Source organism: Clostridium sp. AM33-3 (genome assembly GCF_003480315.1).
GTDB lineage: Bacteria > Bacillota > Clostridia > Lachnospirales > Lachnospiraceae > Brotaphodocola.
Genome location: NZ_QUIV01000009.1, coordinates 95217 through 116365 on the forward strand (window position 1 = coordinate 95217; position 21149 = coordinate 116365).

Here is a 21149-nt window from a genome sequence, read left to right on the forward strand (position 1 = left end):
TTCCAGGACAGCCCCTTAAAAAGTCCTCCCCTGCAGGCATGATGTATACTCCACCACACACTCCTTCAGCCTCCGCACGCTCTCCGACAGCTCCACGCCCTTCTCCGTTCCCATGCCAAGCTCTCTTATGCTTTTCGGTGTAACCGGGATACAGAGAACATCATCCGTATTTCCGCGGATCATCAGTTCTGACATCATGGAAATGCCAAGACCTTTCCCAACCATGCGGATCACGGTCTCATCATCCACGTATACTGTCTGTTCGTTCGCCTTTACCCCTTCCCGTTTAAAAGCCGCATGCACATCAATATCAAACCGCCCATAAGGCATCAGGAACTCTTTTCCCTCAAACTCCTTTAGCGGAAATTCTGTGGGGCTCTTCAGCGGATAATCTCTCGGAAGGATCGCGTACAAAAGCTCATGATAAAGCGGTGTCCACTCACACGTTCCGTAATTCTGGCGGCTGGCAAAGATCACATCGGTCTTTCCATCCTGTAAAAGTTCAAATGGTTCCAGCGCGTGATCCACCATGCGCAGATCTACATCAACATTCGGGCAGATGCGTCTAAACCGGTACAAAATCTCCGGCATCCAGAACATGGCAATGCTGGCATACGCCGCAATGCGGATAGTCTCCGTCTGCTTCTCCCGGATTCCCTGGATCCGGTTTTCCAGGCTGGCATTGGCCTGCAGAAACTGACGGATATCCGGCATCAGGTCCCGCCCCTGCTCTGTCAGGGAAATTCCGTTGTGGCTCCGGACAATAAGCGGAAACCCAATCTCCCGCTCCAGGCTGTTTACCAGATGGGTCAGACCTGACTGCGTATAACCGACCACCTCCGATGCCCGGGAAAAACTGCCCAGATCCACCGCCGTCATTAAAATTTCCAGTTTTTTCGCATCCATCCTGTTCTTCCTCTCTTTTCAGTTATATGCTGTTTCCGCATATCTGATTTTTCTATACAGACCGCTTTATAAACAAGATATTACGTTTTGTCATATTTCTATTATAAACATGGATTTCCCAAACAACAAGGTGAACATTACAATAGTAACTATCAGAAATTATGGAGTGATCAACTATGACAAACCAGAAACATCTTTCCCTGAAACAGCGCATGCTGGTGGCTGCCACCTTATTTGGCATGTTTTTCGGTGCCGGAAACCTGATCTTTCCGGTCCATTTAGGCCAGCTGGCCGGTCGGAACCTGATTCCTGCCACAGCAGGCTTTATTCTTACTGCAGTTGGCATTCCGATCCTTGGCGTTGCCGCCATCGGGAATACGCATTCCGACGGTCTGCAGGATCTTGCTTCCCGTGTAGGGAAACGATACGGCTGTTTTTTCACCTGCCTGCTCTACTTGACCATTGGCCCCTGCTTTGCCATTCCGCGATGTGCCACAACCTCCTTTACCACCGGGATTGCCCCGATGCTTGGAGACGCTTGCGGCGGACGCATGACACTGTTTCTCTTTTCCGCAGTGTTCTTCAGTCTTGTGCTCTTCTTCTCCCTGCGTCCGGGCAACATTACACTCTGGATTGGAAAAATCATCAATCCGCTGTTCTTGTTTTTCCTGGGAATCCTGATCGTATCTGCCCTGCTGCATCCGGGCGCACCGGTTTCCTCCACACTCCCGGATGCGTCGTATCAGAGCGGTGCCCTGTTCCACGCCCTTTCTGAAGGCTACGGCACCATGGATGCAATTGCGGGTCTTGCCTTTGGCATTGTCGTTGTCAACGTCATCCGCCAGATGGGTGTGCAGGATGACGCAGTCATCGCAGGTGAGGTACTGCACTCCGGGATTCTTGCCGGTATCCTGATGACATTTATTTACATGCTGACCATTCTTATGGGAGCCCAGTCACTCGGACTGTTTACGCCCTCCGACAATGGCGGTATTGCCCTGTCCCAGATTGCCAGCCACTATCTCGGACAGGCCGGAATCCTGATCCTGGCTGTTACCATCACCTTTGCCTGCTTAAAAACCTCCATTGGCCTGGTGACCAGCTGTGCGGAAACCTTCGAAAAAATGTTTCCGCGCCGGCTTTCCTACCATGCCTGGGCCGTACTGTTTACCGTATTTTCCTTCCTGATCTCAAACGTTGGACTTTCCACCATCATCCGGTACTCTGTGCCGGTGCTGATGCTCATTTATCCTCCGGCCATTGCCCTGATCCTGCTGGCTCTGTTCGGAAAACATTTTGACCATAACCATAAAGTCTATCTCTGGGTTACAGTATGTACCTGGGCAGCCTCTCTGTTCGACTTTTTCAAAGCCCTTCCGGAGGAGCTGCAGATCCTGCTTCACCTGGATACGGCAGTAGAACTTGCGGAGCGCTTCCTTCCATTGTTCAGCCTGAACCTTGGCTGGATCCTTCCCGCTGTTCTGGGGCTGGTCATCGGACTTTTATGTCAGAAACATCAGAAAACCCTGCAGGCCTTTGCGTAAGGCCACAGGGTTTTCTTGTATTCAGGAGGCATTTCTTTTTTCCAGCATTTCCATTGCCTTTGCCAGCATTTCCGGCGTCACTTTATACGGATAATGCCGGATATCCGACATATTCGGGATCCGGGTCATACTCTCCTGCCACTGTTCTTTTGTGATCTCAATCTCTTCCAGGGAAACCGGAAGCTTTAAATCTTTGTTTAACTGATAGATCTTTTCGAATTCTTCCATCTGACCATCCACAAGCAGCAGCAAAAGTACGCCGAAGCCTACCACTTCTCCATGCAAATGCTTTTCTTCAATAACCGGATAGGAAGTCAGCGCGTAGAACACCGCATGCGCCAGTCCGCTGTTGTAATCCGGTGTGAAATCCTTCGTCAGGAAGATGGAAGCAATTCCGGTCGTGACCACGATCGCTAGAACCGCCTGCTCCACCTCATAAGAACAGAGTCCCTTTTTATGGTCTTCCAGTGCCTTTACACCGTACATGAGCAGCGGATCGCGGCACATATGGCTGGTTGCCACTCCAAGAGAGGTAAAATGCTCCAGACGCTCATCCCGGGAAGAAATAGCTGCTTCATAATATTTCGCGTAAGTATCGCCAATACCGGCCCACATATACTGGCTTGGTGCTTTTGCGATGATCTCCGTATCAATGAAAGAATGCATCACCGGCCGCACAAAGAAATTCGGTTTTAAGAAAGTGCCATCTTCATTGTACATAATAGACACCGACGTACATGCCGCACAGTTGGAGGCAATGGTAGGGAAAGCGAATACCGGTTTATCATCCGTGATGCACAAACACTTTACGGTGTCTAATGCCTTTCCGCCTCCCACGCCAAATACCATATCTGCCTCTTCGTATTCCGGCATTTCACGCAGTTTTTCCACGGTCGCGTAAGTACAGTCTGTCCCATAAAGCTTAGTTCCGATGATCTCAAGATTTGTTTTTGCCACATAGGCGCGAATCTTGTCTTCCGCTGCGTTCAGTGCCCGTCTTCCGCCAATGATCAGAACCTTTTTTCCGTAAGATTCACAGACCGGACCGATTTTATCATAAATCTTGTCGCCGATCGAATAATTAGGTAAATGAACCTCGTAATTTTCCAGTTTCACGCGTTTCGCTCCTCCTCAACTTCTTCTCGTTTTTCTGTTCTACGTTTCATTATACCTGCAAACGGTCTGTGATACAACCAAAGTTTCTCTCCATGTGTTTTTCTGGAACGCGACATGCGCTTTTACAGAATCACTCACCACCCTGTCATCCTGATGAAAATGTTTCCAGACGCTTGCGCCCGGACGGTCAACCTCGCGGCCTGCTACCATTGCCTTGATTCTCTCATACGGTGTTAGACTGCGCATTCCGTTCCCTCCTTTTATCTCATAATCGAATGTTCTCCTTTCCTGGCAGCTTTATCTTTCGTTTCTGCAACTATGCATCAATATTCCCATTTAATCATTAGGTAAATAGGTATATTAATTCAAAATAGGGTCACTGCATTCGTGACATTGACGAATGCAGTGACCCTATTTCCGTTTCCTGTTCGTATTGCTATGTTATCAGCCTTTTCCAAATTCTTCAGCTGCCTCACGGACCCACTGAATATGGGAAGCCGGCGTTCCACGCGGAATGGTGCAGTCAGCACCCAGAATAACGCCTCTGGAGCCCGCTGCACTGAGAATTCTCTTGGTCTCAGCCTTAATCTGCTCTTCGGTTCCGGAATAAAGCACACCGTCTGTTGTATTGGCGAAACCACCTACAACCGCACGGTTGCCAAAAATCTTTCTTCCTTCCTCAAGCGGAATGCCTTCTACCACGGTTGCCCAGTTGACAGCCTTAACCGGATAATCCTTGAAGGTGGTAAGGTCATTCTTTCTGCCGGCATAACCGCAGATGTGAATCATATTGCAGTCATTTGCCGCATTAGCAACCTCCAGAACCGCAAGCTCAGACGGCTCGATAATTCTCTGATACTCTTCTCTTGAAATGCCATCATAACATCCAACGCTGAAATAGATACCGTCCACACCAGCTTCACGTATAGCTCTGTCTGCAAGGATCTTTACATCCTCAGCAATGGTAAGCAATGCATTTTTCAAGGCTTCCGGGTCCTCCTCATAGAAGCTGGTAATGTTCTTAAAGGAAAGATTCTCTGTTGCAAAAGTCAGATAAGAAGCCGGTGAAAATACATTGTAAAGTGTAACCATATCTTTTCCGTACTGGGAAGCAACTTTCTTCACCATATCAATCTGTCTGTCAATCCATGCGAGTGTCTCCGGCTTGCCTGATTTGATCTTCTTCAGATCTGCTGCGCAGGTAACCGGCTCAGATGCTACGCCTGGATAGTGAAAGAAACCATCGCTCATGATCTTTAAGAAATCCGGCTCCACATCTTTACAAAATTTCAGATGACCATTGTAGTTAATCTTCACTAATTCATCGGTCAGCGGAACAGTTTCATCCTTGGCAAAATGATACCAGAAACCGATTGGTGCACGATCTGTTTCTTCATTATTAAATGTCTTCAGTACAAGATCTCTCTTATATGACATGGTACTTCCTCCTTGCTCCTATGCGTTCTGATAATATTCTCAAATCTTTTCACAAATACGTACAGATTCGATAATATAACTATACTCCCTTTTACCCATTTGTAAATAGGTATATATGATGTTTTTATCATAATCACAAACAGGCAGCCATTTCCGACTGCCTGCTCTTACTTGGTACTGCTGCTCTCTGGTTTGTGAAATCCTTTTCTTTTTCTTGCTGCCCGATCAATTCTTCTACTTCATCAAATGATTTCGATCCGTCAGAATAATCCCCTTATATCTCGGAGAGGTCCGCTCTAATTCATAGCACTCTCCCTCCGGCGTCGGATACTGATTCACGAAATCACGGATCTGTTTCATTTCGTCTTCTGTCAGATCAAATGCCAGGGTCTGAAGATTGAACTGAACATGTTTGGAATTTCTGGTTCCAACCATAACTGCGCCCACACTCTTCTGATTTAAGATATACTGGGTTGCCACGTTGGCAATCGACACTCCGTGGTGATCTGCAATGGACTTCAGTACCGGAAGCAGTTTCTGCATGCCATCCCAGCCTAACGAGTCCTCTATGATCTGCATATACTTAACCTGAGAACGGGTTTCCGGCGCCTCATACGCCTTTCCCATGTAACGCTCTGCCAGAAATCCGCCTGCCAGGGTCCCATACGCAAACGTATAAATGCCATGCTCTGCGCTATAATCCAGAAGGGTGCGTTCCGGGCGGCGATCAAATACAGAATACTGTGCCTGATTGGACACCACAGGAATTCCCGCATCCACCATCTGCTTCAACGCATTGGTATCCATGTTGCACATGCCGATGTTGCGGATTTTTCCTTTTTCCTGCAGCCTTACCAGATCAAACGCAGTCTCCATCATACCCGGAACATCAAAATCCCACCAATGGAACTGAACCAGATCCAGCGCCTCCCGGTGCATTCTCTTCAAAGACCGGTCCACAATTCCTTCTGTGTACTTCATATTGATGACCGGAAGCACATCTTTATCCGGCACGAATTTGGTGTGGATCTGAATATCCTCCTCCTGATAATGGCCGCTTTCTTTTAATTCCATAACAAACCGGCCCAGCACTTCCTCTGCACCCGTATAAATATCCGCACAGTCAAACGTTGTAAAGCCCTGCTCCACCAGCTCATGAAACGCGCGAATGGCATCATCGTAGTCCAGATGGCCCTGCAGACAATGTTCCGCAGACAGCTGCCAGCATCCATTGATAACACGGTTAAAGGTATATCCATTTTTAAATTGACATTTTTTCTGCATGACAGATTTCCTCTTTTCTTAAATTTTGTTTTCTCACTCCGGCCTTTGGATCGGCACCACCGTGCACTGTCCATGACTCTGAATCCGTTTTCCTACTCTTGTAATTTTAAATCTGGCTCCACAGTTTGGATCCGGACAGGCGATCTCGGTATCCGAAAGCATCCAGTCATTCGGGTCCAATGGCCGCTGCTTTGCCGGAAGTAGCGGAATAAGGGCACTTAAAGAATACATGGAAAAGGATGTATCTTTCGGGAACACCAGATTCTCCCCCTGTACCAGAAAATAATCTCCCGCCCTGTGGCTGCACACCATCGGCCGGTCTGTGGCTACCACTTCCACTTTTAAATCATATAAAGTAAATGTATCGTCCATTCTGTCTGCTCCTTTTTATTCTTCTTTCTGACATCCCCAGCCAGTCAGCACTGCCCCCAAAAATACAGCAAATAATACAAAGCCATAAATGGTTCCGCCTGCTACAACAACAGGAGAAAGTCCGGTCAGGGCAGATCCGATAAATACAAACACACTCATAAACGGAATGATGGCCGGGAGACTGTTGGCCGTACCATCCAATAGGTTTGCCCTGCGGTATGGATGAATATTTCTTGCCGCTCCAATCTTATTTAAAATAGGTCCAAATGTCAAAATGGAAGCACTGGTCACGCCGCCTAACAGAATGGTCGTAAACGCGATACCCATCATACAGATTAACTCTGCCCCATGGGTGGTGCTCGCCATCCTGCTGTTCAGAATCTTCTCAGCAATCAGATTCAGCATACCTGCATCACTCAAAACTCCCATGATGCCAAATACCGAAATGACCAGTGCGCAGGTCGGCAAAATGTTGTTGATGCCATCGATCAAAAAGCCTACTGCTGCATTGTTTGCCGCGTCGTTGGAAAATACCTGTGCCGGAGTGAAAAGTCCTGCTGCCAGGCCAACCACAGTACCCGTTACCAGACCCACTAAAATACCTTCGTAAATATTTCTCGTTTTTGTTGAAACAGTTAACATCAGAACAACCGGGATCAGCATCACCAGAGAAACCGGATTGGCTGCCGCGTCAATGGAACCGCCCTCATATACACCGCCCATACCACCAAAGACCGCAAAGATCACAATCGTGATCAAACCTGCCACTGCGGAATATTTAATACGGCTGGAAACAACGCCGCCGATATCTGCCGGCTTTCCATTTTTAAACTGCTGTGTCGATGCGGATGCAATGGTCGTATCTGAAATCGGAGCCAGATTGTCACCGAAAATTGCGCCAGACACAATACATCCCGCCATCATCATTTCATTCGCGCCCAGCATAATGCCAGCCGGATAAAAAATCGGAAACGCGATAAACATGGTTCCGATGGAAGAACCGGTTGCCGTGGAAACGATGCAGGAAGCAATAAATGTAAATGCCACAAAGATGCCGCCCTTCATGCCAACCGCATTCGCGATCCACACAAAACCGCCGGAAAGGCCGCACAGTTTAATCAGAGCACTGAACATACCGACCAGCAATAAAATCACAACAACCGACACCGACGTGATTGAGGAAATGCCCTTGATGGCACTCTCCCAAAAATCACTGTAGCTGGTACAGAAAACGCCGCCGATCAGAAGCGCCAGAAAACCACCTACCGCAAGTGCCTCCATATTGAAGGCCTTAAATCCAATGAAAAGCACCATGCAGAAGAACACATAAATTGCTACCGGAATCAGCGACATCCCGATCCCGCCCCGAAACTGAAGTTTTCTCTCTTCACTCATACTGTTTTCCTTCCTTTCTCTTGTTTCCTGTGCTGTAAAAATCTTCAGGAGCTGTCTGGAAATTGTTCCTGGCACCTCCGGCTGACATTCAAGAGTCCGGCGGAGCGTTTTTATTTCATAAGACACTATTTCCTATGAAACAAAAAAAGCCCGCCCCTGAACTACGTTCAAGGACAGGCTGTTATATACCTGCGGTACCACCTTGTTTGGTGCGAAGCACCCACTCTTTACAGAATGCCATTACATTCCTGGTCCGTTAACGCTGACCGTTGCGTCGCAGCTACTAAAGTCTGACCTGTTTTCCCGACCATTCCCTTTCACCTTGCCCTCTGAGGCCCACTTACCATGACACTCTGTCCGGATTCCACCACCCCGAACTCTCTGTGAGACTGCTTATATGGTACAACTTCCTCTTCAATGGTTTAAAGCAATGATAGCAATGGAACTGAGAAATGTCAAGTATAAATTTTCTCGACAGACGGCCATTCCATTATTATAATACAGGTACCGGGGCACTGCATTCCCTGACCCGGAATCTATATCTGCTTTTAGAGGAGCTGCCTATGAATATCACAGTAATTTACGCTTCCGGCCGAAAAACCAGATCAAGCACTTACCAGATCGCACAGATGCTCATCAAAGAACTCCTGGAAGATGGAACCTGTTTTTCCTTCTTTCTCCCGGATGACATGCCTCACATCTGTACCGGATGCCGTGCCTGCATCCTTGGAAAAGAGCACGCCTGCAAAGGTGCTGCCGCCATGGCGCCCATCCTTGAGGCTATGGAACAGTCCGAGCTGATTCTGTTCTGTGCACCTACTTATGTATATCATGTTCCTGGACAGATGAAATCCCTGCTTGACCACCTCGCATACCGTTGGATGGTTCACCGCCCTGATCTTACTTTCATGAAAAAGCAGGCAGTCATCATTAACACAGCTGCAGGCGGCGGTATGCGCTCCACCGTCCGCGATATCAAAGACAGTACAGAAAACCTGGGATTCGCGAGAACCCACTGCATTTCCCAAAGCGTATGGGATTACGCCTGGAATGATCTGCCGGAATCTTTCCGGAAATCCATTCAGCATAAGGTAACACGTACCGCCCGAAATGTCCGGCACTGTGCCAGACATCTGACTCCGTCGCCGAAAGTATGGTGCGAGTTCACCCTCTATCGTTTTCTGCATAAGCACAAGAAAATGAGCACGGTCGATGATACTTACTGGCAGGAGCATGGCTACAACACAGGATGGCCCTGGAAAAACAAAAAAGCATTGTAATTACTGAAACCCTTTTCGTTTTCGGGCCGCTCCGATCAGTTCTTCTGCCTCATCAAACGCGCCGGGCAGATAGCTTTCCATCCACTCTTTTCCCTCTTTTTCCTGTTTCTTGATTTCAGCCCAGTTCACCAGAACTTCATCCGAGCCGGAAACCGCGGTGGTTCCAAACACATGCGGGTGCCGGCGAATCATTTTATCCGTGATTCCACGCATGACATCCTCCAGCGTAAATAAGCCTTCTTCCTTTGCAATCTGCGCATGCATGACCACCTGCAAAAGCAGGTCACCCAACTCTTCTTTTAAGTTCTCTGCATTTCCCGTCTGCTCCAGAATGTTGATGCCGCCAACCACCTCCGCGGCCTCCTCCACACAGGCTGCTTTCAGGGAACCATGGGTCTGCTCCCGGTCCCAGGGGCATCCGTCCTCCGCGCGAAGACGGGCAATAACCTGTACCAGCCGGTTTAATTCTTTGTCTAATGGATTGTAATTGTCGTTCATAACTGGTCTCCCATTTTACCTTATTTCTTTATTTCAAGACAGGACAGCCTCGGCTGGCCATTCATGCACATACATGACTTTTCTTCACATATCATTGCAAACACAGACGGATTTTCTACAATATAGATCTCATTGTCCCTGCACCGGATCTGACTTAGTCTGGCTATTACAGTTAGCGAAAGCTGGAGTATATCCTTTTCCCGAAAAAATCATTCGATTCCTCCGTGTAATGTTCCATCTTTTTTTAAAGCCTGCACATGATAAAGCATAGCATAATTGGAAATATCATTGATCAGTATTCCTGCCAACAGATAGCTTTTCTGTTTGTTTCGTCACTTTCATTATACAACACAAACGATTTAAGGTGTCTTTCTTTTTATGCAAAATCACGAACTCGCTCATTTATACATACCTTAAAATCGTTTTTATAACTTCATCAATCACAATCGGCTTTGACAAATGTGCGTTCATTCCTGCATCCAGTGATGCCTGAACATCTTCTGCAAATGAATTAGCTGTCATTGCTATAATAGGAATGTTTTTTCCATCCGGTCTGTCATTCATTGCCCTGATTGCTTTTGCAGCTTCATAACCATTCATTTCAGGCATCATGATATCCATCAGGATTACATCAAATGTGCCTTCCGGATGATTTCTGAAAATCTCAACAGCATTCTTTCCATCCACAGCTCTTTCTACATTCATCCCAAACTCTTCCAACTGCACGGCAGCAATCTCTGCATTCAGTTCATTATCCTCTACAAGAAGGACATTCACACCTGTAAGATTTACCTTTTCCGAAAAACCTGTGTCTGATTTATTACATTCCTTATCTGTAATTTCCAAAGGAATATCCACAGTAAATGTGGTTCCCTCATGCTTTTTACTCTGCACGGAAATGGTTCCACCCATCATATCTACATACTTCTTTACGATAGCCATCCCCAGTCCAACTCCATGGTACTGCGTTCTCACACCGGAATCTTCCTGTGCAAAGTCCTCAAAAACTTCTTTTGTAAATTCCTCACTCATGCCAATACCAGTATCCGAAATGCGGTAACGCATATTTATATATCCATCCCCGCCCTTTTCCTGACACCGGGCTTCAAATGTAATCGTCCCTCCATCCGGAGTGAATTTCACGGCATTGCTCAAAATATTGACCAGCACATCACGCAGGCGTGCAGGATCCGCAAGTACATTTGGAATCTTTGCTTCTTCACGCTGAATCTTAAAGTTGATATCCCTGTTCGTAAGAAAGCCTTTTGTAATATCCAATGCAGAATCTGTAATGTTTTTCACATCCGCCGGTACCGGATTGTAATTCACTTTTCCACTTTCGATGCGGGTCAGATCTAATATATCATTGATCAGCGACAGTAAATGCTCTGAGCTTTCGTCAATTTTTTCCAGACAATTTTTCACTTTGTCTGACGGATTGTTTTTCATTGCAATACCGGTAAATCCTATGATTGCATTCATCGGTGTCCTCATATCATGGGACATATGTGACAGAAATGCTGTTTTTGCCTTGTCTGCAGCCTGTGCATGCTCTGCCAGTTCCGCCATTTTCTCAGCTTTCTCCTGGGCCGCCTTCTGAGCTTTTTTTCTTGTACTGAGATGCATCAGTGTCACAGCCATAGTAGTCAGCAGCCCTCCAAAAATAAGAAGAACCCAAACAGTAACAACAGGATGCAGACGGATCCAGTCAACTAATGTCAGCTCTGTTGCTTTGTATGTGGTATACTGTGCTGCAAGATCTTCAACGAGATTTTGAGGCATGGCATACATTGCTTTCGTCAGAATACCAGCCAGCGCATGGTTCTCAGTTGATGAAATTACCATGCGGTAGGTGAATGTAGGCTGTTCCAGCAGAGTATATGTCATGGTCCCCGTAGTGTCACTGTTCACAAACGCCTGTGCCATGTAATAGTAGACGAAGGCAGCATCTGCTTTACCCTCACGGACAGCTTCCATCATTTCCTGTCGGGTACTGCACATCAGTTTTTCTGCACCGGGTGCCATTGCATCTTCAATTGAATTTGATGCTGTCTGGTCAACAGTAGTAACAACATTAATTTTTCCATCAAAGTCACGCCGTGTCACCCTTGCCAGCTGCATCGTAATGAAAGGTGCAGTAATCCCCCATTTTTTCGTCTCAGCATAGTTATCTGTTTCCAGGCGCGCATCGATACTCATATCTGTGGCTTCCTTATTTTTCTGATAAGCAATATACTCATCTCTGGTGGCAGGTGTAAGAAACTCATAGGAAATCCCGGCATAGTCTGCAATTTTCCGGAAGTAATCCGGGATAATACCCTTCATCTCACCATTTTCATTATAAGAATATGGATAACGGGTCGGATCACACAGAACATGAAGCGGGTTTTCCCTGGAATACTGTGAAATAATACTTTTTTCTTTCTCCGTATATTCCAGATTCTTAGTTTCTATGCTTTCATAATTTTTATTATAAAGTGTCGTTTTCCAGTCACCCTCAACTGCATTCATCTGGTCGATTGCATAATTGATCTCATTCAGCAATTCTGTATTGCCCTTTTTAACAATGACATAGAAATCGCTGCTGCCAAATTTCTCCACGATTCGCTCATTGTTTGTTTTTCTCAGAGAACTGGTAACAATCGCATCAACTTTTTCGCTCTGAAGGGCTTCATCCATTTCTGTGGTCGTATCAAAATAAGATGGAACATATGTAAATCCTTTGTTGTCTGCAAAATCCGCAAACTCTTCATTCCGGGTGTTTCCGTTCAAAAGCGCCACACGCATACCGTTGTAAGTGCTGTAATTGCCGTCCACAATCGTGCTGTTGTCACTGCGGACGGTCAGCATCCCATAATTGGTTCCGATCGGACGTGAAAAATCAAACTTTTCTTCTCTGTCCGGTGTTTTGCGGGCAGATGTTACCATATCAATCTCGCCATCTTCAAGCATCTGCTGCATATCATCCCAGCTCTGATCGTATCCGACATATTCGTAATCTACATCCCAATAACGGGCCATCAGCCGAAGGAAATCATAGCCATACCCGCTGCGGTTGCCTTCTTCATCCATCACATGATAACCATCCATGGCAAAGAAACCGACTTTGACAGTTTCATGCTGCGAACTATCCTCGGCCGCATATGCAGTCAGGGGAGAAAATATCATACACACGCATACAAAAGCCAGTAACACTGCCACATATTTCTTTGCTCTCGAAATCATATTAAATCTCCTTGTCAACCTCCTGGTTTCATAAAATTGCACTGCCGCATCAATATCTTCATCTGAATCTGCCGCCCTGACCGGGGCTGCCATAAATACAACACAAAGAATTGTCTTACTGCATTTTCTGTTTCAAAACCAATAGCAAAGTGTCCTCTATTTTTTTACTATCAATGGGTTTTGCAATATGTGCATTCATTCCAGCATCTATGCAGTCCCTGATATCATCCTGAAATGCATTCGCTGTCATCGCAATGATGGGTATCTCTTTTGTATCTTTACGGTTCAATGTCCTTATCTGTCTGGCTGCTTCTAATCCATCCATTACCGGCATCATGATATCCATAAAAATAAAATCAAATCTGCCCGGAACTGACTGGGAAACAATATCCACAGCCTTCTCGCCATTTTCTGCCGTAGTCACAACCATCTTTTCATCTTCCAGCAGCATTTTTGCAATTTCCAGATTTAGCTCATTATCCTCAACTAATAATACACTCTTACCGGACAGATCAGGCTTTTCCACTTTTTTTTGCTGTTCCTTCTCAGCATTATGATCAATCTCAAGTGGTATCGTGACGGTAAACGTTGTACCTACATTTTCTTTACTTTCCAGTTTGATTGTTCCGTTCATCATGTCCACAATATCTTTTACAATAGAAAGTCCAAGTCCGGCACCACTATATCCATTCGTTGTTTCTTTTCCTTCCCTGGCATAGGATTCAAATGCATGTTTCTGAAATTCTTCGCTCATACCAAGTCCCGTATCAGAACATACAAATTCAAAAACCGCCGTCTTGTCATCACTTGAAATCTCATTGAAATACAGGATTACTTTACCGCCGCTTCGGTTATATTTAACGGCATTTCCAGCAAGATTCATAAGAAGGCGGTTTAGATATTCCTCACTGCCAATAACATATCTGTGATGAAAAGTACTCATGGAAGCTCCGCCTTCAAAGCTGATACCATACTCCTTTGCCGTAACTTTCTTCAGATTACTGTCATACATATACACAGCATTGGAGAATTTTGAAACAGACATTGTTTTTATAGTCTTATTCAGGACAGACAGCAGCATGCTGTTTCCACGTCTGACTGCAAATGACACCATATCGTACTTTTCCAGAAAAACACTATGCAGTTTATTATCATCAGAATATTGTTCCAACTTGCCTAAGTCCATAATCATGCAGTCTGCTTTTCCATTATAAACAGCCTTCTTTGCATCCTTCCATGTAGCATATTCCTTCACATGCCACTGTGGATAATTGTAGGAAACATAAGACTTCAAATCACTGTCTTCTCTTGGTATCGCAACCGTATTTTCAGCATTTTCATCAAAACTCTTTTTAACCGTTGCAGCCGCCATATTGTACTTCCAGACAGTATCTGTTAAATCATAGCCCAGGTCTTCGGCAGCATTCGTATTTTGCATCACATGAAAAATCATATCAATTTCTCCATCATGCAACGCTTTTTGCATATCCTCTTGTGAATCATAGCCCTTCAGGTCAAATTTCAAAGTCTGTCCTTCCAGGCAGTTTTGTGCAAGCTGGCTGTAATCCATGATCAGGCCGCTCACTTTTCCGGTTTCTGTATCAAGAGTACTGACCCCGCCATCGTTTATCAAATAACCGATTTTGATTGTTCCATGCTCTGACAGCCATTTCTGTTCTTCTCCCGTCAGAAAATATACCCTGTCCACTGACAGAAACTGCTTATGCAGTTCATCTGCATAATAAGGATCATCATCTGTGATCCTTCTCATAGCATTATCCAGCTCTGTCTTTAAATCAGAATGACTCTGGCCGATTGCAAAATATATTTTTGAACTTCCGAGATTCGTTAAGGCCACCATTCCGTACCCATCCAGACGGGAATCCTCTAACGATACAAAAACGTCAATTTCTCCGTCTGCAATTTTCTTCAAAGCATCTTCATTATTTGAAACATTGACATGCTGTGTATGCAGATCATATTTCTTTTCCCACTCGTTCAATACCATTTCCGACAGGTAACCCATAAGCACCCCAATCGTTTTCCCATTGAAAGATGCAGTGTCAGAGGATAAGATGTCTGTATGATCGGGTTTTACATAGACATAATATCTTTCGTCTCCCATTGGAATAGCGGAAAAAAGCATAGTCTCTGCCCGTTCCTCCGTATAAGAGATTCCTTCTATCATATCCAGCTCATCATTTTTTAATTTGTCGAAACAATTTTCCCATGTACAATCTACATATTCATAGTTCCACCCGGTATAACCTGCGATTTTCTGCAGATATTCATAGCTGTATCCGCTTCTTTTTCCATTTCCATTTATCTTATCATATGTATCATCCGGTACACCAATCCTGACAACTCTCTCTTTCTGATTTTCTGCTGCAAAAGCATAGACCGGACAGATTGAAAAAAGGATGCAGCTGCACAATATTATAATGATACCCTTTTGCAATACTGATTTATTCATTTTTATCCCTTTACGTGGCATTGTAATTACTCTAATTTTGCATTTTTCTATTTTACAGTGTCAAAATATCCAATGATTCCAATGTATCCATCCTTCTTTAAAGGCGACCACAATGTATGCAATTTCATTCTATACATCTGACTGTTATTATCCACCGTCGCTTTTATCGTGGCAGATATTTCTTTATTTTGTTACTTTCCATTCGTCACTGTACAGTGACCTGCGGTTCGGTACCCCCCCGGATTTTATATTTCTGATCGTCTTTTCCAGCACCTTCATCTCAACCGGTTTTGAAACATGTGCATTCATGCCAGCCGCAAAGGAATGCTGAATATCTTCTGAAAATGCATTCGCAGTCATGGCAATGATCGGAATCGTCTGTGCCAGTTCATGGGAGCTTCTGCGGATTGCCTTCGTTGCCTCATAACCATTCATAACAGGCATCTGTATGTCCATCAGAATCATGTCATAATCACCTGGAGCAGACTGTTCAAATGCTTTCAAAATCTCTTCGCCATTTTCACAGATGGTACATTCCGCACCTTCAATCTTTAACAGTTCCGTCAGGATCTCTGCGTTCAACTCATTATCCTCTGCACATAGGAATTTCATTCCCTGCAGAATATTACCATCCTGCTCATCTGTTTCTTCTTGTGCCGCCAGAGCAACCGTTCTATCCTCTGCAATTTTCAGATCCATGAGAACCTCAAAACAGCTTCCCTGTCCCAGTTCACTGTCCACATCGATGGTACCTCCCATTGCCTCAACCAAATTTCTGGTAATTGCCATTCCAAGTCCGGTTCCCTGTATTTTATTTGTAAGGGAACTTTCCGCACGGGTAAACGCATCAAAAATTGTATCCTTAAAATCTGCCGACATTCCCATACCATTGTCACTGACTAAAAAGCGGTACTTTGCATACGCCCTGGATTTTGTTTCATATTCTTCTACAAGGAACTGAATTTCCCCACATTCCTGCGTATACTTCACTGCATTAGAAAGCAGATTGCTGAAAATCTGCATCAAATGAACCTGATCCCCATTTACCCATTCATGACGGATGTTTTCTTTTATGATTGTAAAGGTCTGATGCTTTTCATATATTTGAGTATGAAATATAGTGTCAAGTTCCTGCATAAGATCCAGAATAGAAAAGTCAGAATACTTGAAGACTGTTTTTCCTGCTTCAATCTTACTCATATCCAAAACATCATTAATGATTCCTAACAGATGCTGTGATGAAATATCTATTTTATCTGCATACTCTATAACTTTTGCTTTATTACCTGCATCATGTCTGATCAAAGACGTAATACCAATGATTGCATTCATAGGTGTACGAATATCATGTGACATATTAGACAGGAAATCCGTTTTCGCCTTATTTGCATTTTCCGCTGTCTGCAAAGCCTCTGTTGCAGCGTTCTTTGCCTTTTTCAGTTTTTGATTGACTATTTCCATTTCCTTCATTGTTTGTAAATGAAGTTCATTATTCCTTTTTTCATATTCTGCTTTTTGATCTGCAAGACTAAGTCTGGAAATACTGTAGAATAATCCAGCAAAAAGTAAAAGTATAAAACCTGCCATGAGTATTGTTGTAAACAACACCGTTTTCTGGTAATCCCTCAGCACATTGTCAATAACTCCCTTTGCCACAATGCATACCAAAATGGTGTTGTTGCTTTCTATCGGGCAATACCCCAGATAATAGGGGTTCTGTTTTCCCAAAAGTGCAACTCCGGATTCTCCGTTATCAAACTTCTTTTTGAACAAATCAGCCTCTTCTTCTGTAATAGCCTGTTCCCCTTTTAAATGTTTTAACAAGGAATAATTACGCTGGTATTTATCACCACTCAGGTTCGTATACGTAATATTTCCGTCATGATCCAGCATAAACAAATATGCTTTCCCATGATAACCTTTCAGTTTTAACATGGAATCCAGTTTCGAATGATCATACACAGTTCCAATTGCCGTATAAGTTTCCCCATTGATCGTGTATTCCTGACATGGGATCGCAACCAGATAACCGTCTTTTTTCTCCTGATCATAATCAAGACGCACCAGTTTTCCAATATTGTATCCATTCTTTAAGTCCAGCAGAAGTTTACTTGGCATATCAATCCGCATTTTTGTTCCACCTGCTGATATTGCCTGACCATTTTCCTGAAGAAATATAAGGGTACTTTCCGATTCTTTTTCCCATGCTTCAAAGAAACTTTTGTTCACATCCGTTTCAAGAGACAGCTCCCTCTCACGAAGTAAAAATTCCTCAACCAACTGCAGCTGGCTGTAGTACCCACTCACCTGAAGATCATAGGTCTGTTGTATCTGTTCAACAACAGCTCCCATACTGCTTTTTCCATTTTCGCTGATATACTTCTTAGACTTACTTATAAGATACTTGATACAAACTAAGCTTAAAAGAATCATAAGCAGTATAAGCAGCAGCCTTGTTATTTTTTTCCTTTTATTTACCGTTTGTTCTATCTCCACTTTTACTGTTCAACCTCTATATAGTCTTCCGGTGCTGACGGCTGCTGTCCTTTTGACACTGCTGCGATCCATGCACTTGATAATGTTGTATCTTTAAGCTGCTCAATCTCACATTTCGGATTTATTTTTTTCAAAACAGACATTGTGGTGTCTGTAAGAAGAATCGAGTATTCCTTTTCTTTGTCTATTTTCTTATCATTAACTGTTAAGTCCTTTAATGAAAATCCACTTTCCGCTTGATTGACGATCATTTTCATACCGGATGCAATTGGTAATTCGTATTTGTTGGTTACATAAAAATTCTCATCAGCATCAGCAAGATAATTTTCCACGAGTTCATAAACCTGTTTACCATTGATTTTTGCAACATATAATGCTGTATCTGAACTCTTCGCTGTCATCATGCCAACCCGGCTACTGGTGCATTCTCCTTTGTACATAGAAGAAGTGAAATAATAATATGGTGCCAGCGCCAGCTGTGCATCATTTTCTTCTCTGATCGTAGTTAAAATGGAAGATGCTGCATCACGGCCATTTCTATCGTTCAGTGAAATGGAATATTCATTTTCAAAATTCACCGTTGCTTTTTCTTCTGGAGCTTTACGATTCATTACACTGCAAAAAGTATCATAAGCCTGTGTTTCATCCATTTCCCCTGTCAATAATCCGTGAACAGCCTCAAGACTTGCATCAAATGATTTTTGAGCGGAATACCGGATATAAACAGCATTATTATTAATTTCCTCTTCCAGTCCAGGCACATCCTGCATCATGGTTGGAACATCTGTATTCAATGAAATGACGCCGCTTCCATCCGCAATCAGCTTTTGCCCCTCATCTGAAATCATACAATCCAGCACATCCAGTGCAGTGTCCAGTTTCTCCCGGTCTTTTTCCAGGTTTTTGTTAAATGCAATGTTTAAGGACGGAGTCATGTATACATAGGATTCATCCGATGTCTGTGAAAAGTAAGGAATACGGATCAGCTCCGCATCCATCTGTTTCTGCAGCTGCTGCATAACCGTCGGATGTCCATGAAACATTGCTGATTTTTCCTCGACAAACATCTGGGTTCCTGTATCAATGTCAATATTGATATCTTCTTTACCAAAGTGCGAGTCCTTAAGAAACTGGCTGGTTTTTGAAAAAATGCGTTTCCATAATGTATCATCAAACTTTACTTCATCCGCTGCAGTCTCTGCACCGTTTCGCCATTCAATACCATCCAGGCTTGTAAACTCATCGATTGCCGCCGCCTGGATGATTTCATTATTAGACCAGTCTTCCCCAAGATCCATGGAGTACGGTTTTATGCCATTATCATAAAACTGCTGACATGCCTGTACATATTCCTCATAATTTTCCGGAATCTTAATTCCATACTGATCAAACAGTGTTTTGTTGGCAATGATCGTCTGCGGAATACCACAGATTGGCAGCCACTGGATTTCATCCTCCGCATTCTTATAATATTGCAGCGCATAAGAATAATACTTGGAAACAACATCATAAGAAGCAAAATCCATAAGATAAGGCTGTAAGTCCTGTGCATCTGTTCCAGAGAATCGACGTACTGTTATGATATCCGGTAATTCATCATGTTCTTTAAAATAACTGTATAAATCGGTATCATTGTTACCAATAATAAATTCAATATCCTGATCAGGAGACTGTTCATGGATATAGGGTACAATATTTTTCATCAAACGATTTTCCCACAGATAAACGGTAAGATGATCATCGTTTTTAGATACTTCTTTCTTTGACTGTCCACATCCAGACAAGACAGCAGTTGCTACAAGTACACCTGACACCACTGCTATCAGACAACCTTTTGCCTTTTTCATACTTTTATTTTCCTTATTCTTTCCTGATAAAATCATTGTTGTTACGTCTATGAAATAACACCGTAAAAAAACACTGTCAGACAGACAGTGCACCTCATTTTATGCAACTGGCTGCCATTTTACAGGCCCTGTAGCTTTGCGTCCCAGATTTTCATCTGGTTTGCCGATTTCCTTATTATAGCTTTTAAACTTATGGAAAAAACTGGTTTTATTATACTATAGCGCTCTACTGTACACAAGAAAAACATTACCGTTTTAACGCCTGAAAACAAAAAAGAACAGCCGATATATATATACTCGAACTGTTCTTCTACTTCCGAAGTCCACGCAGCATTGACATTACTGTTTCCTGCTCATTTGTACTCAGATCGTTCCATATCCCCAGAACTTCTTTCTGTTTTTCTGTCAGATTCTCTGAATTACCTTCCTGAAAAAACTGCGATAATGTCACGCTTTTCACATAAAGATGTTATTTTATCCGCAATATACTTCTCTATCTGCAAGTAACTATACCTCATTTCCGCTATTACATGTTCTTTTTGTACCTGTAATAATGAAAAAATATTAGTAATCAACTTTGCAAGTATTCATTACCATTATGGGAAGTATACGGATAAAAAAATATAAAGATACTTTCGTTTCCGCAAAAGTCATTTTCGCTTATATCGTTTTTATAATAGCACAGACAGTTATGTTTGTCACATGAAAGTTTCCTTCACGGAGGCCAACACTCGCCTTGGCGTAGGATCTTTTGTATCTTTTGCACTTCTGTTCGGACGATAGCCATAGCTACCCTCTGCAAACAACGGTTCATAGATTGGCACTAACTGTTGGGTTATTGCCTGTTGGAGTGTACGGTCTACCACTGTTGGTATGCCAATCTTTCGCACACCACCATCTGGTTTGGGAATCTCAACTCGTCTTACTGGAGACGGAGTGTACTTTCCACGATAAATGCGGTCGGTTATCTCTTGTTGATGTTCCTTTAGATATGGAAGTGCCTCCTCAATGGTCATGCCATCAATTCCCGGCGCTCCCTTGTTTGCCTTAACTCTCTTATACGCTCTGTTAATGTTGTCTTTATACAGTATCGCTTCCAAAAGTCTCGGCTGTGCACTGTCTCTTTCTTTCCATATCCGATTGAATGACCTGGACGCTTTCACATACCCTTCATGTTCCGCATTATCTCTTTGCGAACAGCCATTGTTTTCAATGTTTTCTGCCATAAACGGTCATTCCTCCCTATTAAGTCAAGCGTTTTCCCTTAAAATATAAG

General features: G+C 43.8%; 14 protein-coding genes, 1 pseudogene and 1 riboswitch. Of the genes and pseudogenes, 2 read left to right on the forward strand and 13 right to left on the reverse strand.

Features of this window, described 5'->3' with window-relative positions; genetic code table 11:
* Window positions 1-15: 15 nt before the first annotated feature.
* Complete coding sequence (locus DW819_RS07320; RefSeq protein WP_118732735.1) at window positions 16-906, reverse strand: LysR family transcriptional regulator; 891 nt, start codon at window positions 904-906, stop codon at window positions 16-18.
* Between the two features lie 176 nt (window positions 907-1082).
* Between DW819_RS07320 and brnQ the strand changes: the two genes are divergently transcribed.
* Complete coding sequence (gene brnQ / locus DW819_RS07325; protein WP_118732736.1) at window positions 1083-2450, forward strand: branched-chain amino acid transport system II carrier protein; 1368 nt, start codon at window positions 1083-1085, stop codon at window positions 2448-2450.
* A gap of 21 nt (window positions 2451-2471) precedes the next feature.
* Here the strand turns inward: brnQ and DW819_RS07330 are convergent, their stop codons facing one another.
* The 6 genes from DW819_RS07330 to DW819_RS07355 all read right to left on the reverse strand — a co-directional run bounded on the left by DW819_RS07330 (window position 2472) and on the right by DW819_RS07355 (window position 8054).
* Window positions 2472-3566: an iron-containing alcohol dehydrogenase family protein gene (locus DW819_RS07330; protein ID WP_182432587.1), complete on the reverse strand. Its 1095-nt coding sequence runs from the start codon at window positions 3564-3566 to the stop codon at window positions 2472-2474.
* A gap of 39 nt (window positions 3567-3605) precedes the next feature.
* Complete coding sequence (locus tag DW819_RS07335; RefSeq protein ID WP_118732737.1) at window positions 3606-3812, reverse strand: hypothetical protein; 207 nt, start codon at window positions 3810-3812, stop codon at window positions 3606-3608.
* Window positions 3813-4010: 198 nt separating this feature from the next.
* The gene (locus DW819_RS07340; RefSeq protein ID WP_118732738.1) at window positions 4011-5003 is read right to left on the reverse strand and encodes a uroporphyrinogen decarboxylase family protein; all 993 of its coding nucleotides are present in this window, start codon (window positions 5001-5003) and stop codon (window positions 4011-4013) included.
* Between the two features lie 234 nt (window positions 5004-5237).
* On the reverse strand, window positions 5238-6287 hold the full coding sequence (locus DW819_RS07345; RefSeq protein WP_118732739.1) for an aldo/keto reductase: 1050 nt from the start codon (window positions 6285-6287) through the stop codon (window positions 5238-5240).
* Window positions 6288-6320: 33 nt separating this feature from the next.
* Window positions 6321-6659, reverse strand: coding sequence for a TIGR04076 family protein (locus DW819_RS07350; protein ID WP_118543688.1), 339 nt, complete (start codon window positions 6657-6659; stop codon window positions 6321-6323).
* Window positions 6660-6674: 15 nt separating this feature from the next.
* The gene (locus DW819_RS07355; RefSeq protein WP_118725893.1) at window positions 6675-8054 is read right to left on the reverse strand and encodes a Na+/H+ antiporter NhaC family protein; all 1380 of its coding nucleotides are present in this window, start codon (window positions 8052-8054) and stop codon (window positions 6675-6677) included.
* Window positions 8055-8617: 563 nt separating this feature from the next.
* Here DW819_RS07355 and DW819_RS07360 point away from each other — a divergent pair.
* On the forward strand, window positions 8618-9334 hold the full coding sequence (locus DW819_RS07360) for an NAD(P)H-dependent oxidoreductase (protein ID WP_182432588.1): 717 nt from the start codon (window positions 8618-8620) through the stop codon (window positions 9332-9334).
* Here DW819_RS07360 and DW819_RS07365 read toward each other — a convergent pair whose 3' ends face one another.
* The 6 genes and pseudogenes from DW819_RS07365 to DW819_RS07400 all read right to left on the reverse strand — a co-directional run.
* Window positions 9335-9832, reverse strand: a complete 498-nt coding sequence (locus DW819_RS07365) for a MazG family protein (RefSeq protein WP_118732741.1) — start codon at window positions 9830-9832, stop codon at window positions 9335-9337.
* Window positions 9833-10234: 402 nt separating this feature from the next.
* Window positions 10235-13057 carry a transporter substrate-binding domain-containing protein gene (locus DW819_RS07375; protein WP_118732743.1) on the reverse strand — a complete coding sequence of 941 codons (2823 nt, stop codon included), beginning with the start codon at window positions 13055-13057 and terminating at the stop codon, window positions 10235-10237.
* A 115-nt stretch (window positions 13058-13172) separates the two neighbouring features.
* Window positions 13173-15551, reverse strand: a complete 2379-nt coding sequence (locus DW819_RS07380; RefSeq protein WP_118732744.1) for a transporter substrate-binding domain-containing protein — start codon at window positions 15549-15551, stop codon at window positions 13173-13175.
* A 162-nt stretch (window positions 15552-15713) separates the two neighbouring features.
* Window positions 15714-17882: an ATP-binding protein gene (locus DW819_RS07385; RefSeq protein WP_118732765.1), complete on the reverse strand. Its 2169-nt coding sequence runs from the start codon at window positions 17880-17882 to the stop codon at window positions 15714-15716.
* 146 nt (window positions 17883-18028) lie between these two features.
* A complete protein-coding gene (locus tag DW819_RS07390; RefSeq protein ID WP_118732745.1) occupies window positions 18029-19873 on the reverse strand; it encodes an ABC transporter substrate-binding protein in 1845 nt (614 codons plus the stop codon).
* 99 nt (window positions 19874-19972) lie between these two features.
* Window positions 19973-20048, reverse strand: a riboswitch (cyclic di-GMP riboswitch).
* A 580-nt stretch (window positions 20049-20628) separates the two neighbouring features.
* A pseudogene (locus DW819_RS07400) lies at window positions 20629-21099 on the reverse strand (group II intron reverse transcriptase/maturase); the annotation flags it as partial.
* Window positions 21100-21149: the final 50 nt, after the last annotated feature.